General features: G+C 34.6%; 14 protein-coding genes. 4 read left to right on the forward strand and 10 right to left on the reverse strand.

Annotated elements, in window-relative coordinates; all coding sequences use genetic code 11:
• Nucleotides 1-18: 18 nt before the first annotated feature.
• From DKL58_RS09250 to DKL58_RS09290, 9 genes are all read right to left on the reverse strand, one after another.
• Nucleotides 19-507 (reverse strand): PTS sugar transporter subunit IIB, encoded by a 489-nt coding sequence (locus DKL58_RS09250; protein ID WP_046332834.1) that lies wholly within the window; start codon nucleotides 505-507, stop codon nucleotides 19-21.
• A gap of 69 nt (nucleotides 508-576) precedes the next feature.
• Nucleotides 577-3243 carry a sigma 54-interacting transcriptional regulator gene (locus DKL58_RS09255; protein ID WP_109586934.1) on the reverse strand — a complete coding sequence of 889 codons (2667 nt, stop codon included), beginning with the start codon at nucleotides 3241-3243 and terminating at the stop codon, nucleotides 577-579.
• A 225-nt stretch (nucleotides 3244-3468) separates the two neighbouring features.
• Entirely contained in the window at nucleotides 3469-4443 is a 975-nt protein-coding gene (locus tag DKL58_RS09260) for a serine hydrolase domain-containing protein (RefSeq protein ID WP_109586935.1), read from the reverse strand.
• Complete coding sequence (dltD, locus tag DKL58_RS09265) at nucleotides 4443-5750, reverse strand: D-alanyl-lipoteichoic acid biosynthesis protein DltD (protein ID WP_109586936.1); 1308 nt, start codon at nucleotides 5748-5750, stop codon at nucleotides 4443-4445. The genes DKL58_RS09260 and dltD overlap by 1 nt, the downstream gene beginning before the upstream one ends.
• The gene (gene dltC, locus DKL58_RS09270; RefSeq protein WP_038524744.1) at nucleotides 5743-5982 is read right to left on the reverse strand and encodes a D-alanine--poly(phosphoribitol) ligase subunit DltC; all 240 of its coding nucleotides are present in this window, start codon (nucleotides 5980-5982) and stop codon (nucleotides 5743-5745) included. Before dltC ends, dltD begins: the two co-directional genes overlap by 8 nt.
• A 28-nt stretch (nucleotides 5983-6010) precedes the next feature.
• Nucleotides 6011-7255, reverse strand: a complete 1245-nt coding sequence (gene dltB / locus DKL58_RS09275; protein WP_109586937.1) for a D-alanyl-lipoteichoic acid biosynthesis protein DltB — start codon at nucleotides 7253-7255, stop codon at nucleotides 6011-6013.
• On the reverse strand, nucleotides 7255-8769 hold the full coding sequence (gene dltA / locus DKL58_RS09280) for a D-alanine--poly(phosphoribitol) ligase subunit DltA (RefSeq protein ID WP_109586938.1): 1515 nt from the start codon (nucleotides 8767-8769) through the stop codon (nucleotides 7255-7257). The genes dltB and dltA overlap by 1 nt, the downstream gene beginning before the upstream one ends.
• Nucleotides 8770-8784: 15 nt before the next feature.
• The gene (locus DKL58_RS09285; protein ID WP_109586939.1) at nucleotides 8785-8937 is read right to left on the reverse strand and encodes a teichoic acid D-Ala incorporation-associated protein DltX; all 153 of its coding nucleotides are present in this window, start codon (nucleotides 8935-8937) and stop codon (nucleotides 8785-8787) included.
• A gap of 114 nt (nucleotides 8938-9051) precedes the next feature.
• Nucleotides 9052-9369 (reverse strand): hypothetical protein, encoded by a 318-nt coding sequence (locus DKL58_RS09290; protein WP_109586940.1) that lies wholly within the window; start codon nucleotides 9367-9369, stop codon nucleotides 9052-9054.
• 563 nt (nucleotides 9370-9932) lie between these two features.
• Between DKL58_RS09290 and cbpB the strand changes: the two genes are divergently transcribed.
• The 3 genes from cbpB (at nucleotide 9933) to DKL58_RS09305 (ending at nucleotide 13279) form a co-directional block, all read left to right on the forward strand.
• Nucleotides 9933-10418 (forward strand): cyclic-di-AMP-binding protein CbpB, encoded by a 486-nt coding sequence (cbpB, locus tag DKL58_RS09295; RefSeq protein WP_034978546.1) that lies wholly within the window; start codon nucleotides 9933-9935, stop codon nucleotides 10416-10418.
• A gap of 283 nt (nucleotides 10419-10701) precedes the next feature.
• Nucleotides 10702-11274, forward strand: coding sequence for a hypothetical protein (locus DKL58_RS09300; RefSeq protein ID WP_109586941.1), 573 nt, complete (start codon nucleotides 10702-10704; stop codon nucleotides 11272-11274).
• 136 nt (nucleotides 11275-11410) lie between these two features.
• Entirely contained in the window at nucleotides 11411-13279 is a 1869-nt protein-coding gene (locus tag DKL58_RS09305) for a heavy metal translocating P-type ATPase (RefSeq protein ID WP_109586942.1), read from the forward strand.
• 74 nt (nucleotides 13280-13353) lie between these two features.
• Here DKL58_RS09305 and DKL58_RS09310 read toward each other — a convergent pair whose 3' ends face one another.
• Entirely contained in the window at nucleotides 13354-14031 is a 678-nt protein-coding gene (locus DKL58_RS09310) for a CPBP family intramembrane glutamic endopeptidase (RefSeq protein WP_109586943.1), read from the reverse strand.
• A 203-nt stretch (nucleotides 14032-14234) separates the two neighbouring features.
• Here DKL58_RS09310 and DKL58_RS09315 point away from each other — a divergent pair, with 203 nt between their 5' ends.
• Nucleotides 14235-15326: a YdcF family protein gene (locus DKL58_RS09315; protein WP_420812280.1), complete on the forward strand. Its 1092-nt coding sequence runs from the start codon at nucleotides 14235-14237 to the stop codon at nucleotides 15324-15326.
• Nucleotides 15327-15423: the final 97 nt, after the last annotated feature.

A 15423-nucleotide genomic window follows, 5' to 3' on the forward strand; every position in this document is an offset into this window, starting at 1 on the left:
GCAAATTCAACTATTATTTCACAACCTTTCATCTTTTATTTTTGCAGTAATATCTTTAGGTTTATCTGCAGGAACATATTGAACAGAAATCGCCACACCTTTTTGTGCTAATTTCTGGTAAATTTCAAGTTCCTCCTTTGTTGCAAACACTCGGCTAGAAAGCCGGACAGCATCTTTTCTTATAATCGTTGAGCCAATGGTCAGCGAATGAATTTTTATCCCCTTATTTATGAGGTGTAAAATTATATCTGGCTTTTTAACAATTACAAATACTTTCTCACGATTATATTGTCCATTCGTAAAGTTATTTAATGCAGTTTGTTCACAAATAATAGAAACAGCCATATGTACTGGACGAGCCAAGCGCATACTGGCTTTCGCTATATCATCAGACGCAATTTCATTGTCTATTACCATTACTCGGTTAGCACTAGAAATGGGCGCCCACTGTGTGACAATTATTCCATGAAGCAATCTATTATCAATTCTCGCCATTACAACAGTCATAAGAAACCTCCAAAGACGTTACATTTTTATATAAGCAAAAATTGTGCCAAAAAAAAGAAGCTTGTTGGATCAAGCTTCTTTGATGTAGTCATAGACATATTTTACTTCTATTTCCGGTATTTCGACACTATAATACTGTTCAACGACAGTAAATGAATTCTTAAATGCTTTATAAAAATTTTTAAATTTACTACTACTTGTTTTACTTAAATTTATTTCATCTGCCATCCCTTTTTGCATGACCAGTCTTTCAATTAAACAACAAATATGAATATACAGTCCAAAGCAGGTGTTGTTTTTTAAAGAAAGATTTAGTTTCGTTTGTAAAATATATATCGCATCCGTCACTTGTTCTAATAATTTCGTCGGATTCAAAATTGTTAGTTGGTCCGTTAAGTTAGTAAGACTAAAGTTCTTTAAAATATTATTATTAATTATCTCAAGTTGCTTCTGATCAAAATAAACAGCCAATTTATTAGTTATTTTTTTAACATTTATACCTAAAATCAAGTCCTCTATTGAAAAGAAAGTTACCCCTTTAACTTGGGGATCCAGTGTCCCTACTATAAACAAAATATTGTAGTTTTTTCGTAATTCTGAAATGTAATTCTCTTTAGCAATGGAATAGTAATCAAAGGAATCTATTACTATTTTAGAATTCTTAGGAAAACTTTTTACCATGATTTGTTTTAATTTCGTGGCTGTCCCTAATCCGCTTTCACAAGTACAAACAATCATATCTTGTTTTTTAACAGATTTTTGAAAGAACACATCGATTGTTTGATTTTTCTTCACATTCTGTACAATCGAAGCTGTATCAACTTTAAGCTTTATCTGATTTGCAACATCTAGAGCTATTCCAGTAGATACATTAGTTATTAATGCAAAATTTTTGTTATTGCTTATTTCCAGTTGTGATGATATCTTTTCAAGCGACCCCATATCAACTAAAAGCAGCAAATCAGCAAAACTCTTTCTTTTATTCAAATAATTATTGACCCGCAGGGCAATTTCTTTACTAGTAACGTCCAGTGGCATATCGATGGCATCAAAAATATAATCGCCAACCATAGTATTAACTGTTTGTGCAATTGAAGAAGCGGTATTAGCACCATGAGCAACAATCAGCGATAATCTTTTTTGAGACTTATGTTCTTCAACCATCAACTTGAACAATATTATAAATAATAATTCTTCGCCTTCATTTGACGTTAAATCAACTTCATTTTTGAATTCTCTTACTAAGCCAACTTCATATCCTAAATACTTGTTAACATCATCTTTAAAATTGGACCACTTCTGAAAATCAACTTCCTTAAAGTCATAATGATAGTTATTTTTATCAAATAAATATAAGATAATTTTGTAAAAAAATGTATCAACACTAATCTTGTAGTCATCTTCAATATGCCTAGTAAACTGTTGAAATTTAAGTCCAAAAAAGCTATTTAATGTTTCACTATCAGAAATGGAAATATTGATAAACCGCTTTTTAAAATATCTCTGATAACAGTCAAAAAGTTTTTCGCTTGGTTTTTTCTTTATATCTATTGTGTATAAATCTGTAATTATATGTTCTATTGAATTTTTTTGATCATTTTTGGTTAAGTTACTTACTGCAATAAAACGAGAATTATTAGTGTTTTTTAATTCTTTATAATTTTCAAAACCGACTTTTTCAGGCAACTCCATTAATGTAATTTTTAATTTATTTTCTTCAACTTGTTGTATTAAAGCATTTGCACAAGAAAGCTGAATTACGTTTTTTAAATCTCCTACATTACCCTTAAAAGTATAATGTATTAAAAAACTAACTAAATTATTTGTAACATAAATTTCTTTACCTACTTTTTTTTGCTCATTTTTTAAGAAGAACTGGATCAGTTCTTTCTTTTCCTGTTCACTCCTTTTATTAAAAGCCGGTAGAAAAACCTTCACAGGAATTCTACGCAATAATGTTGGTAAAATTTTCTTTTCAGGATTTTCCGAAGTAGCAAATACAAACCTACAGTTCGATTTAGACCAATGCTCATTATCACCAAGTCTATGAAAAGTGCCGGTATCCATAAACTGAAAGAGTTTTTCTTGACACTCTTTACTTAATGAGTGAATCTCGTCTAGAAATAAAACCCCACCATCAGCTATTTCTGCTAAGCCTTTATTGTTTTGTGTAGCACCAGTAAAAGCTCCTTTCACATAGCCAAAAAAATTTGATAAAAAGAGTTCCGGATTATTTGAATATTCACTACAATTAACCGAAACAAATCTGGCGGTTTTAGTTATAAACTTCATTTTTTGTAAATGTTTGTATATAACCTGTGCTAAGTAGCTCTTTCCTGTTCCTGTTTCACCAGTTATCAAAATAGGTAAGCCATGAGGGGGATATTGTATAGCTGCTTTAATTTGACTGATTATTTGATATAGACTTCGTTCACTTCCTATAATGGCATCCAATGGACTAACAGAATGACTCGCATTCCACACTCTGGCCGCATGAAGGCTTTTAAATGTTTTAGCATTAATCTCGACTTGCGGTAATTTGAAAAAGAGTACTGGTCTTGAAACTATTTTTCCAAAAACACCTTTTTCCCAATATTCATTTAAATATTGAGATACTAAATTTCTACTACAGTTAAATTGCTCAGCAATTTTTTTTGCATTATTTTGAGGCCACTCTTCATAATTTTCTGTGTTTTTTTCTATCAATATGTATACTTTGTCCCGTAAATTGCTCATATAAAACCCCTATATTTTTATTGCTCATTATAAATGTATTTATCATTATTTCCATGTATACAAAAAGCCTAGTTCCACCAACATCGGAACTAAGCTCACACAGTGTTTGTGCCACCATTACTGACCACATTATAGAAATTTTACATTTTCGCTACCGGAGAAAATGATTACTTCCCTATGGTGACACAACAAGATTTTAGCATGCAATTAACCAAAAAACAAGTTTCAACCAACTATATTTGCACTGTCAGCCTTACGGCCAAGCAGTTCGAGCATGATTTGATTAATTTGACTTTTCAACTGGTTAAATTCACCTTCACGTGTCTTGTTAGATTGTATAATCACTAGCGTTTTAGCATTATTAGTACTGCGCATGAAAGTATAATAGCCCTCTCCTGCACCATTAGCCGTTTTAGTTTTTAATTTTATATTATTATAAAAACCGCCATTATAATAAGCCGGTGGCCCAGACTGGTAAAGCAATTTACGACTCTTTTGGGTTAACAAACTGCCAGAAAGTAGGTATCGTATTACTTTGGCCAGATCATGATTAGACATTACTATTGAACCAGCCCCTAATTCATTGCGAGCTCCCCTTAAAGCTGCCTTATGCTTAACCACGTCATAGCGACCTTTGCGGTAAATCATTCCGGGCACTAAATGACTGGAAATAATTTTGCCTGGCCTTGACCACAAAAATTCTGTTTGTTTCAGCTTTAACGGCCTGATATAGGTATTGCGGAACAACCGCTCATAGCTTTGACCCGTTATTTTGCTCATAATACCACAGAGGTAAACATAATTTAGTGAACTATAATGCCACTTATTTAATAAATCAGGTTCAAAAATAGTTTTAGCCGCATCATGCTGAATATTATCAGAGTCAGAAACAAAATGCTTTCTTCCTAACTTTGCTCCTGGTTTGAGATCAAGACCTGCCGTCATGGCTAAGAGATTTTTAATTTTGACTTTTTGTGCTCCAGAAATTTGCGGATAAAATTCACTTAATTTATCCTGCAGGCTTAACTTGCCTTCCTGCACGAGCCGCATAATAATTGCAGCCGTCATAGATTTCTGCACAGAATTAATTAGATAACTAGTGTCAGTGTTATTGCCTAAAGCATAGTTAAGCAGTATTTTGCCATTTTTAATGACTAAAATTGAACCCTTGATTCCTAAGGCATCAATTTGCTGGCGCACTATTTTCCTTTTAAAGATTCTTTTGAATTGCCATTTAACGGATTTTCATCTGTCAAACTAATCTGATATGGCTTTTTTTGCCACTTTCTGCTGTAAAAATAGTTATGAATATTATAATTACGTGGCAGATCACTTTGCGCCATGAATGGCTTTACTGCCTTGTCAACAGCTACCCAGCCGCGCCAGCCCAGGTGAATAGTATCTTCCATGAAATACTTTTCACCACCGCGTTTGGATAAATCGGTAACGTTATCAAAACCTTGACTAGCCAGTTGGTACTTAATCTTAGAAACAGCCTTCTGGTACATTGTTTGTGATAAGCCCGTGTAATTAGACCATTTTTCATTAATCGGCGGGATAATGAACAGCACATTGGTATGCTGCTTGGCAAATTGGTGCAACATCAATTCAAAATCGCTGTATTCTACCGATTTAGTGTAATTAAAATGACGTTGACTATCTTTTAATTTGGCTAATAAGCGTTTATTCAAGCGTTTTTTGAAGAAGCGATTGTTAATGCCAAAATTATTAGAATTGGTGTTAAGTGCAGCCTGCTGACTTGCTACTTCGTCTAAAGCCTTGACTGAATATGTATTCGGCAATAACTTGGCCTGTTTGTTAATCTTTTTAATGCGATCGCGCAATTGGAAAGTGCTGAAGAATTTATCTTCATTGTTAAGCATGCGCCGCTGATTTTCTAAGTAAAAACGCTGAAACCCAGTTAATTTTTGCCCTCGGGCAATTCTTTTCATACCCAGTTTGATAACACCCTTCACTTCTGGCATCTGCAAGAAACGTTTAGCCGCATAGCGGTTAGTCACCGTGTCTTTTTTAATACCTAAGAGAAAATTACAGGCTTGCAGCGGTGAATAATACAGCGCAAAGGCATCCGGATTTTGCCCCCTCTTGGTAAACCATTGCGGTGAAACAATGACTACGGCTTTTTTGCCCTTAAGCTGTTTAGCAGTCCCCTGCATTTCCAAAAAATGTGCTAAGGATTGACTGCCTGGCCCACCTAACAAAAATGGCCGGTAATTGCGGTGATACTTTTGCGCAATTACACTGGGATGCAATGGATCAAGCCGTGACAATTCACTTGACCCATAAAAAGGCACATAACCATCCTTAAACGCATCCTGTTTCATTAAAGAGCCCTTAAAAATAGTATTAGTTTGCGAATTAGCCGCTTGATAGATGGCATCCTTAGAAAAAGTTCGCTCCCACGGCATCAGAAAGATGACCAGCAGCAAGACAAATGCGCAAAGAACCGGGCCAAAAATATGCCACAGCCGGCGTTTGTTATTCATTTTCTAAATTTTCCACCTTTGCCACAATTTTATTGGGCGTATCCCATTCATTTCTGTCAAATTCAGAAACAGGTACATCAATTTGGAATTTTTCCTGCAAATTTAACAACATTTGCACACTGGCCATTGAATCCATTAAACCGTTGGCAAAAATATTTTCATCCATTCTGTCTGTTAAATCTTCACCAGTTAAATCTTGTAAAATTGCTAAAACTTCTTTTTTGGTATCCATGTTAAAACTCCTTAAATAAAATCATTGTCTATTTCCAGCCAAACCATAATTGGCTGAGGAAACCTGAAAAAATCAGGAAACTGAAACAAACAACATTAAAAGTAACAAAAATTGCCAGCCATTTCGTGTATTTGTTTGATGACAGCTTATTTTTGTGCTTCTTTTTGAACCGCAACCAGCAATCATTGATGATGATGGCAAAAGCATGGAACAAGCCATAAACAATATAATACCAGGTTAGTCCATGCCAGAAGCCCATCACTAGGAATAAGAGCAGGTAAGCTGCCTGCGACAGCCTGACCGGGTTTTTGAACAGCTTTTTCTTCATTGCAAAGAAGGTAAAACGCATGTAGATGTAGTCCCGAAACCAGAAAGACAAGGTCATATGCCAACGGTTCCAGAATTCTTTGATGTTTTGCGAAATAAACGGCTTGTTAAAGTTCATTGGAGTGTGAATGCCCATAAAGTAGGAAATCGACACTGCAAACAAGGAATAACCCGCAAAGTCAAAGAACAAATACATACTGTAGCAGTACATGTAGGCTACTACCCACCAGGATAGTTTTAAGCCGCCCACAGCTGTACCTGTAATTAAAGCAGCTCGAGTGATTCGGGGCAGCCAATAGGTACCAAAGAACCAGCCAAGAACAAATTTATAGAGGAAGCCTTGAAACAAATAACGTGTTGCCAGCTCTAAATCGTTTAGATATTGCTCACGCTTTGGCACCGTGTCACATTCTTTGGCAAATCTGCGGTAACGATCGATCGGTCCCGAAGAAATGGTCGGAAAGAACAGGAGAAAACGAAGATAGGTTCCCAAGTTAAGTTCTTTAATAGCGCCATCGCGTACTTCCATCACGACCTGAACTGTCTTAAAAGTCAGATAAGAAATCCCCAGAAAAGCTAAAACTCCAGGAATTTTAGCTTGCGGGAAAGCAGTCTGTACTTTAACCAAAACCAGGGGCACGATTGCTAAAATTACAGCTAAGTAGAAAACCCAGGTTCTATTTGGACTGTTTTTACGACGGCGATAATAAAGATAGCCATAAGTGACCAGCAACTGAAACAAAATATAGATGATTAAACTAACGCCCTGTTGCCATTTTTCACCATCAAAAATGAGAAACAAGAAAATTAATGAGAATACAACCTCATAGATTTTTAAGCGGTGACCCCAATACAGCCCGATGATAATAGGTATTAAGCCAATCATCAGATACACGAAATAATGCGGATTGGAATATGGCTGCAAGTTAATGAAATTAGCGTTCACTACTCGTTGACCTCCTTAATGACAGCCTTAATATCAACCTTACCATTTTGCGATACCGGCAATGTTTCACGGTAAACATAACGCTGTGGAATCATATATGGCATCAGTTCTTTAGCTAAATCTGCTCTGATCATCTTAGTAATTTCTGCTTCAGAATACTGCTCTTTTACCCCATCTTTGAGTTTAATTTCGGCAACAATTTGCTTAACCGTATGATCCTGATTATATTTTGGTGCAGCTACACCGTGATCAACCAATTTGTTCATACCAATATAGTGGTTGATTTCTTCCAATTCAATACGATAGCCATTAAACTTGATCTGAAAATCAATTCTGCCGCGGTAAAAGAGCATATCCTGGTCAAAGAAGCCTTCGTCCCCTGAGCGGTGGCTCATATATTGGTCACCCGGTTTTTTAAAGAATGCTTTAGCTGTTTTTTCGGGGTTATTCATATAGCCCTTAGAAGTACTTGGTCCAGAAATAATAATTTCGCCTTCATCAGGCTGGTCACCTTTAGATTTATCAATAATAATTTTGGTATCTGCCTTAACCTTGCCAATTGGAAGACGATCATATTTCTTTAAAACAGCATCAGTAATTTCTACCTGAGTAACTGCAACTGTAGTTTCAGTCGGGCCATAGGTATTAAAAATACGCGCCTGGGGGAATTTGTTTTTTAACGTTACCACTTCGCTGTGTGGTAATTCTTCACCACAAAACATAAAGTGAGTTAAATCTGGATGATTCGCAGCAGTAAAAGTTTTATCTAAAAAACACATCTGCGCAAATGACGGCGTTGATACCCAAACATTAAATTGCAACTTAGGCAAAGTCTGAAATAACTGAGCAAAATTTTGCGTAACTTCATGTGGCAAAGCCACCAATTTACCTGCCCCGACTAAAGCAGGATAAAGACTCATGACTGAGAGGTCAAATGAGTATGGCGCTTGGGACAAAAATGAAGGATGTTCTGGCAAATCAAAGTCCGTCATTTCCCAGTTGACGAAGCTGAGCAAGTTATTATGACTAATTTGCACGCCTTTAGGTTTGCCACTTGTGCCTGATGTAAAAATAACGTAAAAATTGTCGTCACCCTGTACATAGATGGCAGGATCAGATTCAAAATCTCCTTTTTCTACATCAGCAGGACGCACTACTTTAATAGGCGGCAAATCAATTTTCGGCAATTCATCAATTGCTAAAATTGCTTCAGCATGAGAAACTTCCTGAATCATAACTATTCTTTCAGCATTTGAATAGCTGGCAATAGGAATATATGCATGTCCAGACTTTACACAACCAAGAAAACTGGCAATCATTTCAAAATCCTGCCCGCCCCAAATCATCACAGGACTCTTAGGAGAAAGATTCAAACTTACAATCCTATGAGCCCATTCATCTGAACGCTTTTTTAGATCACTATACGTATTAGTTTTACCTAAATAGTCATATGCAATACGTTCAGGCTCTGCCTGAGCAACTTCATCAATTTTTTTAATTATATTTTCAATCATATTAGTGTACCAGCTTTAAAATTCATTGTAGATAAAGTGAACAGATGTTAACCCACTATATTGATACAAATAAATCAGTACCATTAGAATGACGCAATAGATAATTGTCGTCAAAACAAACTTACCAACACGTTTAGCACGTGAATCCGTTTTTTCTTTTTTAGCCATAATTTCATATCTTTCTCAATATTAATAAAATGTACTATCGAATATAGTACTCCTAAAGATTTGCAACTAAAAAAAAGCTCTCAAACTTTTACCAAATTTAAATATTTTTCCCTATTATCCGTTATTCAGCTTGCGACAATTGTTATAAGCAAAGCAAAGCGGAATTAGAATTATAAATGAGCCAAAAAGCACTGTAAGTATTAATAAGACAAAAATGTTTGTTGGTTTTAACCAGCGCTCGCTTTGTGCGGTTGTCAAAATATAAACAGCAAATAAGACTGTAAAAACGAGTTCCCCTAAAAGCGTGTATCCTAAAGCACCTCGACTAAACATCTGATACAGCCAAAGCCAGCCAGATGCTGGCAACAGGCAAAGCCACCCTGAAAAACGAAGCCAAAAAACGATCTTTTTACGATAATCTTGTTTTCCCATTTTTCTCCTTAAAATTTCAATTTTTTCAAATAAAGTAAAACTAATTATAACAAGGAGTTTTGCAACAAACAATTTTGTAGTTACCTAAAATTTGCATTTTGAGATTTTCGTCATACTTTTTTCACATTTTTTATTTATACTATAATTGTGATATAGGAAAGATATACATTTTTCTTATATCACACTCAACTTTTTGTTTTTCATTCATACTCCTCCAAGTATAATAATGAAAAAACCGAAATGACTTTACAGGTCATTTTCATATCTATCCCTTTCGACTCACGTGCGTTACGTGAGTTTTTCTATGCTCTTAAACAGTTCTAAAGAAATTCTTTACTCTTTTATAAGAGTTTTTCTACTTTAACTTCATATTTTAGAGATATCATTTTAAATGTAGTAAGCAATAGCAAAACTTACTACATACTCCCACTTTTTTATTTCATTCATTCTTACTCCTTCAAAGTAGATGAAAACTAACAGGCTCGCACAACTTGCGGGCCTTTTTTCTTTGTTATAGTATAAATTTAGCTACCCATTGTTCTCATAACGAAAGGTTATATTTAATGTTCTCACCCACAATAAAACACTTACTAGAAGAAAAATCAGGTTCATTCATTATTCCTGCTTCTCGCATTGCATTCGTCGAAGATGACAACCCCTTGTATCACGCTTTTATGATTCTAACCCGTGTAAAATACTCAAAAATACCAGTACTTGACCGTAAAAATCGTGTTGTTGGCTTATTAAGCTTAGCAATGATCACAGATAAAATGATGGAAACAGATAGCATTTCACTTGAGCCTTTAAATAAATTATTAGTTCGAGATGTGATGCAAACCAAATTTGATAAAATCAACTTTGTTCAGACTACATTGGAAACCCAACTCCATCTGTTAGTTGACAATGCTTTTTTGCCTGTGGTTGATGACTATGGTGTTTTCCAAGGACTATTAACCAGGCGTGAATGGATTAAAGCTTTTAATTACATTTCTCATAATTTTGAGAAAGAATATAAGGTGATTCCCATTACCAAAGATAAGCTGTTATAAAATATACTGAAAATTTATTTTTGTTTATTCCTTTTTAGTGTACTTTATTACAAATTAAGATATAATAATCATTAATAGGGAAACACCAGTACTTTTATTTGGTAATCCAGCTATTTGGTTAATACAATGTTAAAAATTGATTTTAGTTTAATACTTATTTTTTGATATATATATATTTATTGAATATAATCATTTTACTTTCAAAATTAAATAACGCCTTGCCAAGTTAGTTAAAAAGAAGCAATGGATATTCCTTAAATAATCAGAAAAGAAGAGCACTATTATGGCAAGTAAAACAATTTCTGCGCAATTGACATTTTTGATAAGCGCAATTATAAAAAATTGGACTTACCCAAATGATCAAGAGCTTTCACTTGAAGAGAAATCTGAATTGGTGTCCCAACTAAAGGAGCTGGCACAAAACGCAGATAATATGGAAGAAGCGGCTAAAATCACTGATGCGTTCTATAAAGACAAAGTTACAAAACGTTTTAAATCAATGGATTCCAATTTTTCCTGGATCTTTATAATATTGCAGCATGAATTGGTATCAGCTACTCGTTTGCATGCCCTTCTTCTAGATTTGGCTCACGAAGAACATTTTTCAGAAAAAGGAATTGCAAAAATTAACCATTATTTTGCAGAAACTGATGATCATGGTGACAATGACAACTTTATTACAATGTCATCTACAGATATAATTGATTCTTTAGGACGGACTAAAATTTTTCATATTCAACCCTCTAAGGATGAAAATAATTTCCCTGAAATTAAAAATTCTAAATTAACGTCTAAAACTAAGCCGATAAAAACTGAAACCCAGTTCAACAAGATTATTAAACTAAAAGATCACTAATTTAAAGAAGGTAAAAATTACCTTCTTTTTTTATATTAATTTGCATCTAATTTAGACTTATTCTAAATAAAATTGAGTATTTAGTGTTAAAATAGAAAACATAATAATTAGTTTAACTTACGGGAGGCTACTATTAATGAGTTTTAAACGCCAATGGAAATTTATTCTTGTATTAGCAATTGGGATAATAGGTCTTTTTTGCCAATTCGGCTTAAAGACCAAAAGTCTTTTTAAGATAGGAAACTTGCAGTTTCCTATTCAAGCAGTATTAATCGATATTGTAGGTATAATGATGGCAATTTCTTTACTTGCCGAAATCGCCAGTGATTTTAAATCCGGACGTTATGGCGTTGATATTTTGGCTGTTATCGCCGTTGTTTCCACTATACTGATTGGTGACATTTGGGCTGAATGGATGATTTTAGTCATGATGACTGGTGGTCAAACATTAGAAGACTATGCTACTGGACAAGCAGATAAAGAACTACGCTCTCTTTTAAGCAATTCACCTACTATTGCCAACAAAATTGTGAACAATGAACTAGTTTCTGTTGACGTTGAGCAACTAAAAATTGGAGATCACGTTTTAATTAAACCAGGTGAACAAGTTCCAGTTGATGGTAAAGTAGTTAGTGGTGAATCTAGTTTTGACCAGTCATCATTAACAGGAGAATCTGTGCCGGTTGCTAAAAAAACTGGCGATGAATTAATGTCTGGCTCGATTAATGGCAGCGTGGCGGTAGAAATGGCTGTCACTAAAAAAGCGAGCGATTCTGAATATCAAACAATTGTTTCACTTGTCGAATCATCGCAGGCAAAACCGGCCAAGTTTGTAAAAATGGCTGACCGCTACGCTGTTCCATTTACCATTATTTCCCTGGTAATAGGAATCGCTGCCTGGATCCATTCGGGCAATCCTGTGAACTTTGCAGAAGTCATGGTTGTGGCTTCACCTTGTCCATTACTAATTGCCGCACCAGTTGCACTGGTATCCGGCATGAGTTCCATGTCCAAGCATCATATTATAGTTAAGTCCGGTCCCACTTTAGAAAAACTGGCTACAGCAAAAACTTTTGCTTTTGATAAAACAGGTACTTTAACTGAAAATCAGTTGGTAATCGATGAAATAATACCTGCCAATAATAGTAGTTATAGTCCAGAAACCCTGCAAAGTTACGCTACCAGCGTTGAACAACAATCTAGTCATATTATCGCTAATTCACTGGTCAATGTAGCTGATAAGAACCTTTTAAAACCGGCTACAAATATCAAAGAATCAACTGGTCAAGGCATTAGCGGCATTGTCGAGGGACATTTAGTGAAAGTCGGTAAGTTAGACTATGTTAACCCACACGAAAAAGCTGCGACAGTCAACGCTACCGCAGTTTACATTTCAATTGACGATGAGTATGCCGGTTACATTACATTTAAGGATCAAGTTCGTCCTGAAAGTGCTGAGACAATAGCACGTTTGAAACGTCAAAGTAATGCACACATTATGATGTTGACAGGAGACCACAAAGATGTGGCTGATAAAATTGGACAAACAGTTGGAGTGCATGATATACGCTATAGTCTGTTACCCGCTGAAAAGATAGCTGCAATTAAAAATGTTCCGCAAGATCAGAGACCAGTAGTTATGACTGGTGACGGCATTAATGACGCCCCTAGTTTGTCAGCTGCAGATGTCGGTATAGCCATGGGAGCCAAAGGTGCATCTGCCGCCAGTGAAAGTGCAGATGCCATTATCATGGTAAACGACTTGTCCAAAATTAATGATGCTGTAGCAATTTCTAAACATACTATGAAAGTTGCCAATATTGATGTATTAACTGCTATTACAATCGTAGTTATCATCGAATTAATTGCATTTACTGGTATTATCCCTGCATTTTGGGGAGCAATTTTGCAGGAAGTGGTTGATATGATTTCCATTAGCTTGGCTCTTTTAGCAAAAACTACTCCTAAAAATCCAGAACAAACAGGAATTAGCACTACAAATTAACTTTCAAAAATATTCTTACATTAAAAAAGCCTGATAAACTACATTGCCTATTAAGCATCAGTTTATCAGGTTTTTTATATGAATCCTAATGCATTAAAAATCATATGAGATAACATTGAATAGCGCAAATCTCTGGTACTTGTGTAAACCCAGGCTAATACACAGCCTAATGCCCAATAGACCAGTATATATTTCGTAAGTCCAGGATCATGTACATATCCAAAGATAAGTCCACTGAAAAGAATGCCTAACCATTTATTTAAATTCGAATTTTTGTAAAAGAAAGTGTTAAAGAAAAAGCCACGAAAAATAAATTCTTCAAATACTGGGCCTATAAATATTACCATCACCGGAAAAAAGTTTCCTGCTTGATGAGAAAATTGATCTAAAAGATTCTGATTAGTTGAAGTTTGATCCGAATTAAAACCTAGTGCCAACTGTATGGTCGCACTAACTATAATCAACATTATTACGCCTAAAAGGGAAAGTAATATCTTCTTAAACTGCCAGTGTGGTCTGCTATTATAATTACGTTCATTTCTATGTTTTAATTGCAAAAGATATAAATAAAACAATATTAATAAAGCTATTGCGGTAATTATCATAGTTAGCAGGATAAAAGAGATATTTCCTAAGTGCAGTTTTCTTCTTAACCTGTAAGGGTAAAAATAAAATTGTTGCACTACGCTATAAATTATAAAAGAGGCTATTATTGTAATTACATTCCCCAAAAAATAGAAAAAATTTTTCATTCATTTCACTCTTTTCAAACTATAAGTAAAAGCAACTTTGATCGTTTTTTCGCAATGTCATCTTATCTTTAAAAATTTAATTTCAATTATGGTGGTAAGCTATTTCCTGGGAAATAACTTTATTATTCTATCATATTTTAATTTACTATGGCTTTTTATTCATCTTTATTATAATAGACTTAGCTTTAAACCTAAGGTAGGATATTATGATTAGAATTTTTGAAGTATTAAATCAAAACCGCTCATTTATAATTCTTTCACTTATTATGCTAGCAACTCTTGCAGTTTTTCTAATTTCTTGGCTAAAAGAACCTAGAAGACTGCTTAATGGCATTCTTTTTACTATTTTTTTATTGGCATTTGGCGTTTGGCTGACCGTGATGATTTTATCTACTAGTTTGAGACCTCTCATTCTGACATACGAAATTCTGATAGTGTTATTTGTGGCAACAATTACTTTGTTAGCAGCTTTTTCATGGCTATTTTTTCTATGGAATGCTTATATCGTATGGAAACGTGAAAGTCATACCCTATCAAACTTATTAACTCTTTTTATCGGTATTGGCATAATTGTTGTTTGGTTAGTTGCACTAGTTGGTCCTTTTAGAAATTTGCCCTCTTGGGTTAGAATTTTGCTATATGCGCCAACAGCTATATTAGACTACCTTCTTTTTGTCGCATACAACTTTTTGGTTAATTTAACCTTTTACCAAATTGTTCCTAGACAATATAACCAAGACTATTTAATCGTTTTAGGAGCTGGGTTGTCTCACGGTGAACAAGTCACCCCACTATTAGCCAGTCGAATTAATCGTGCTATTGAATATGCTCAAAAGCAAGTCACTAAAGGACGGAAAATGCCTAAATTTATTATGTCTGGTGGTAAAGGTGTAGATGAAAAAGTTTCTGAAGCTCAAGCAATGACAGAATATGCAATAGCTCGCGGTATAGAGCCAAAAGACATTTTATTAGAAGATAATTCCAAAAATACATACCAAAATATGAAATTTTCAGCCGCAGTTGCTGCAAAAGATTTCGGCAGTAAAAATTACAAGGCAAAATTTTTTAGCAATAATTACCATATTTTTAGAGCTTCCCTCTATGCAAAAGAAGCTGATCTAAATGCAAATGGTGTAGGATGCTATACACGTCTTTACTTTCTACCAAACGCAATTGTGCGTGAATTTGCAGCAGTTTTACTGCTTAAAAAGAAACGACATCTAGTCGCCATATTTTTAATTATTCTTTTCTTTGCTATTTATGCTCTATTTGATTTTACTGGTATCATCCACTAAATAATTCAAAGATAATAACCATCATATTTTGGCGTTGCTCTTTCATAAATGTTAAACTATCTCTTATTAATTAATTATTAAAAGAAAGAGAAAAAGA

The sequence above is a fragment of the Lactobacillus kullabergensis genome, from assembly GCF_003151025.1.
GTDB lineage: Bacteria > Bacillota > Bacilli > Lactobacillales > Lactobacillaceae > Lactobacillus > Lactobacillus kullabergensis.

Coding starts and splice junctions, on each gene's coding strand:
- dltA (WP_109586938.1), bottom strand. CDS start 8,769: ATGATTGAAAATATAATTAAAAAAATTGATGAAGTTGCTCAGGCAGAG.
- DKL58_RS09285 (WP_109586939.1), bottom strand. CDS start 8,937: ATGGCTAAAAAAGAAAAAACGGATTCACGTGCTAAACGTGTTGGTAAG.
- DKL58_RS09250 (WP_046332834.1), bottom strand. CDS start 507: ATGACTGTTGTAATGGCGAGAATTGATAATAGATTGCTTCATGGAATA.
- DKL58_RS09255 (WP_109586934.1), bottom strand. CDS start 3,243: ATGAGCAATTTACGGGACAAAGTATACATATTGATAGAAAAAAACACA.
- DKL58_RS09305 (WP_109586942.1), top strand. CDS start 11,411: ATGAGTTTTAAACGCCAATGGAAATTTATTCTTGTATTAGCAATTGGG.
- dltD (WP_109586936.1), bottom strand. CDS start 5,750: ATGAATAACAAACGCCGGCTGTGGCATATTTTTGGCCCGGTTCTTTGC.
- dltC (WP_038524744.1), bottom strand. CDS start 5,982: ATGGATACCAAAAAAGAAGTTTTAGCAATTTTACAAGATTTAACTGGT.
- DKL58_RS09290 (WP_109586940.1), bottom strand. CDS start 9,369: ATGGGAAAACAAGATTATCGTAAAAAGATCGTTTTTTGGCTTCGTTTT.
- DKL58_RS09300 (WP_109586941.1), top strand. CDS start 10,702: ATGGCAAGTAAAACAATTTCTGCGCAATTGACATTTTTGATAAGCGCA.
- cbpB (WP_034978546.1), top strand. CDS start 9,933: ATGTTCTCACCCACAATAAAACACTTACTAGAAGAAAAATCAGGTTCA.
- DKL58_RS09310 (WP_109586943.1), bottom strand. CDS start 14,031: ATGAAAAATTTTTTCTATTTTTTGGGGAATGTAATTACAATAATAGCC.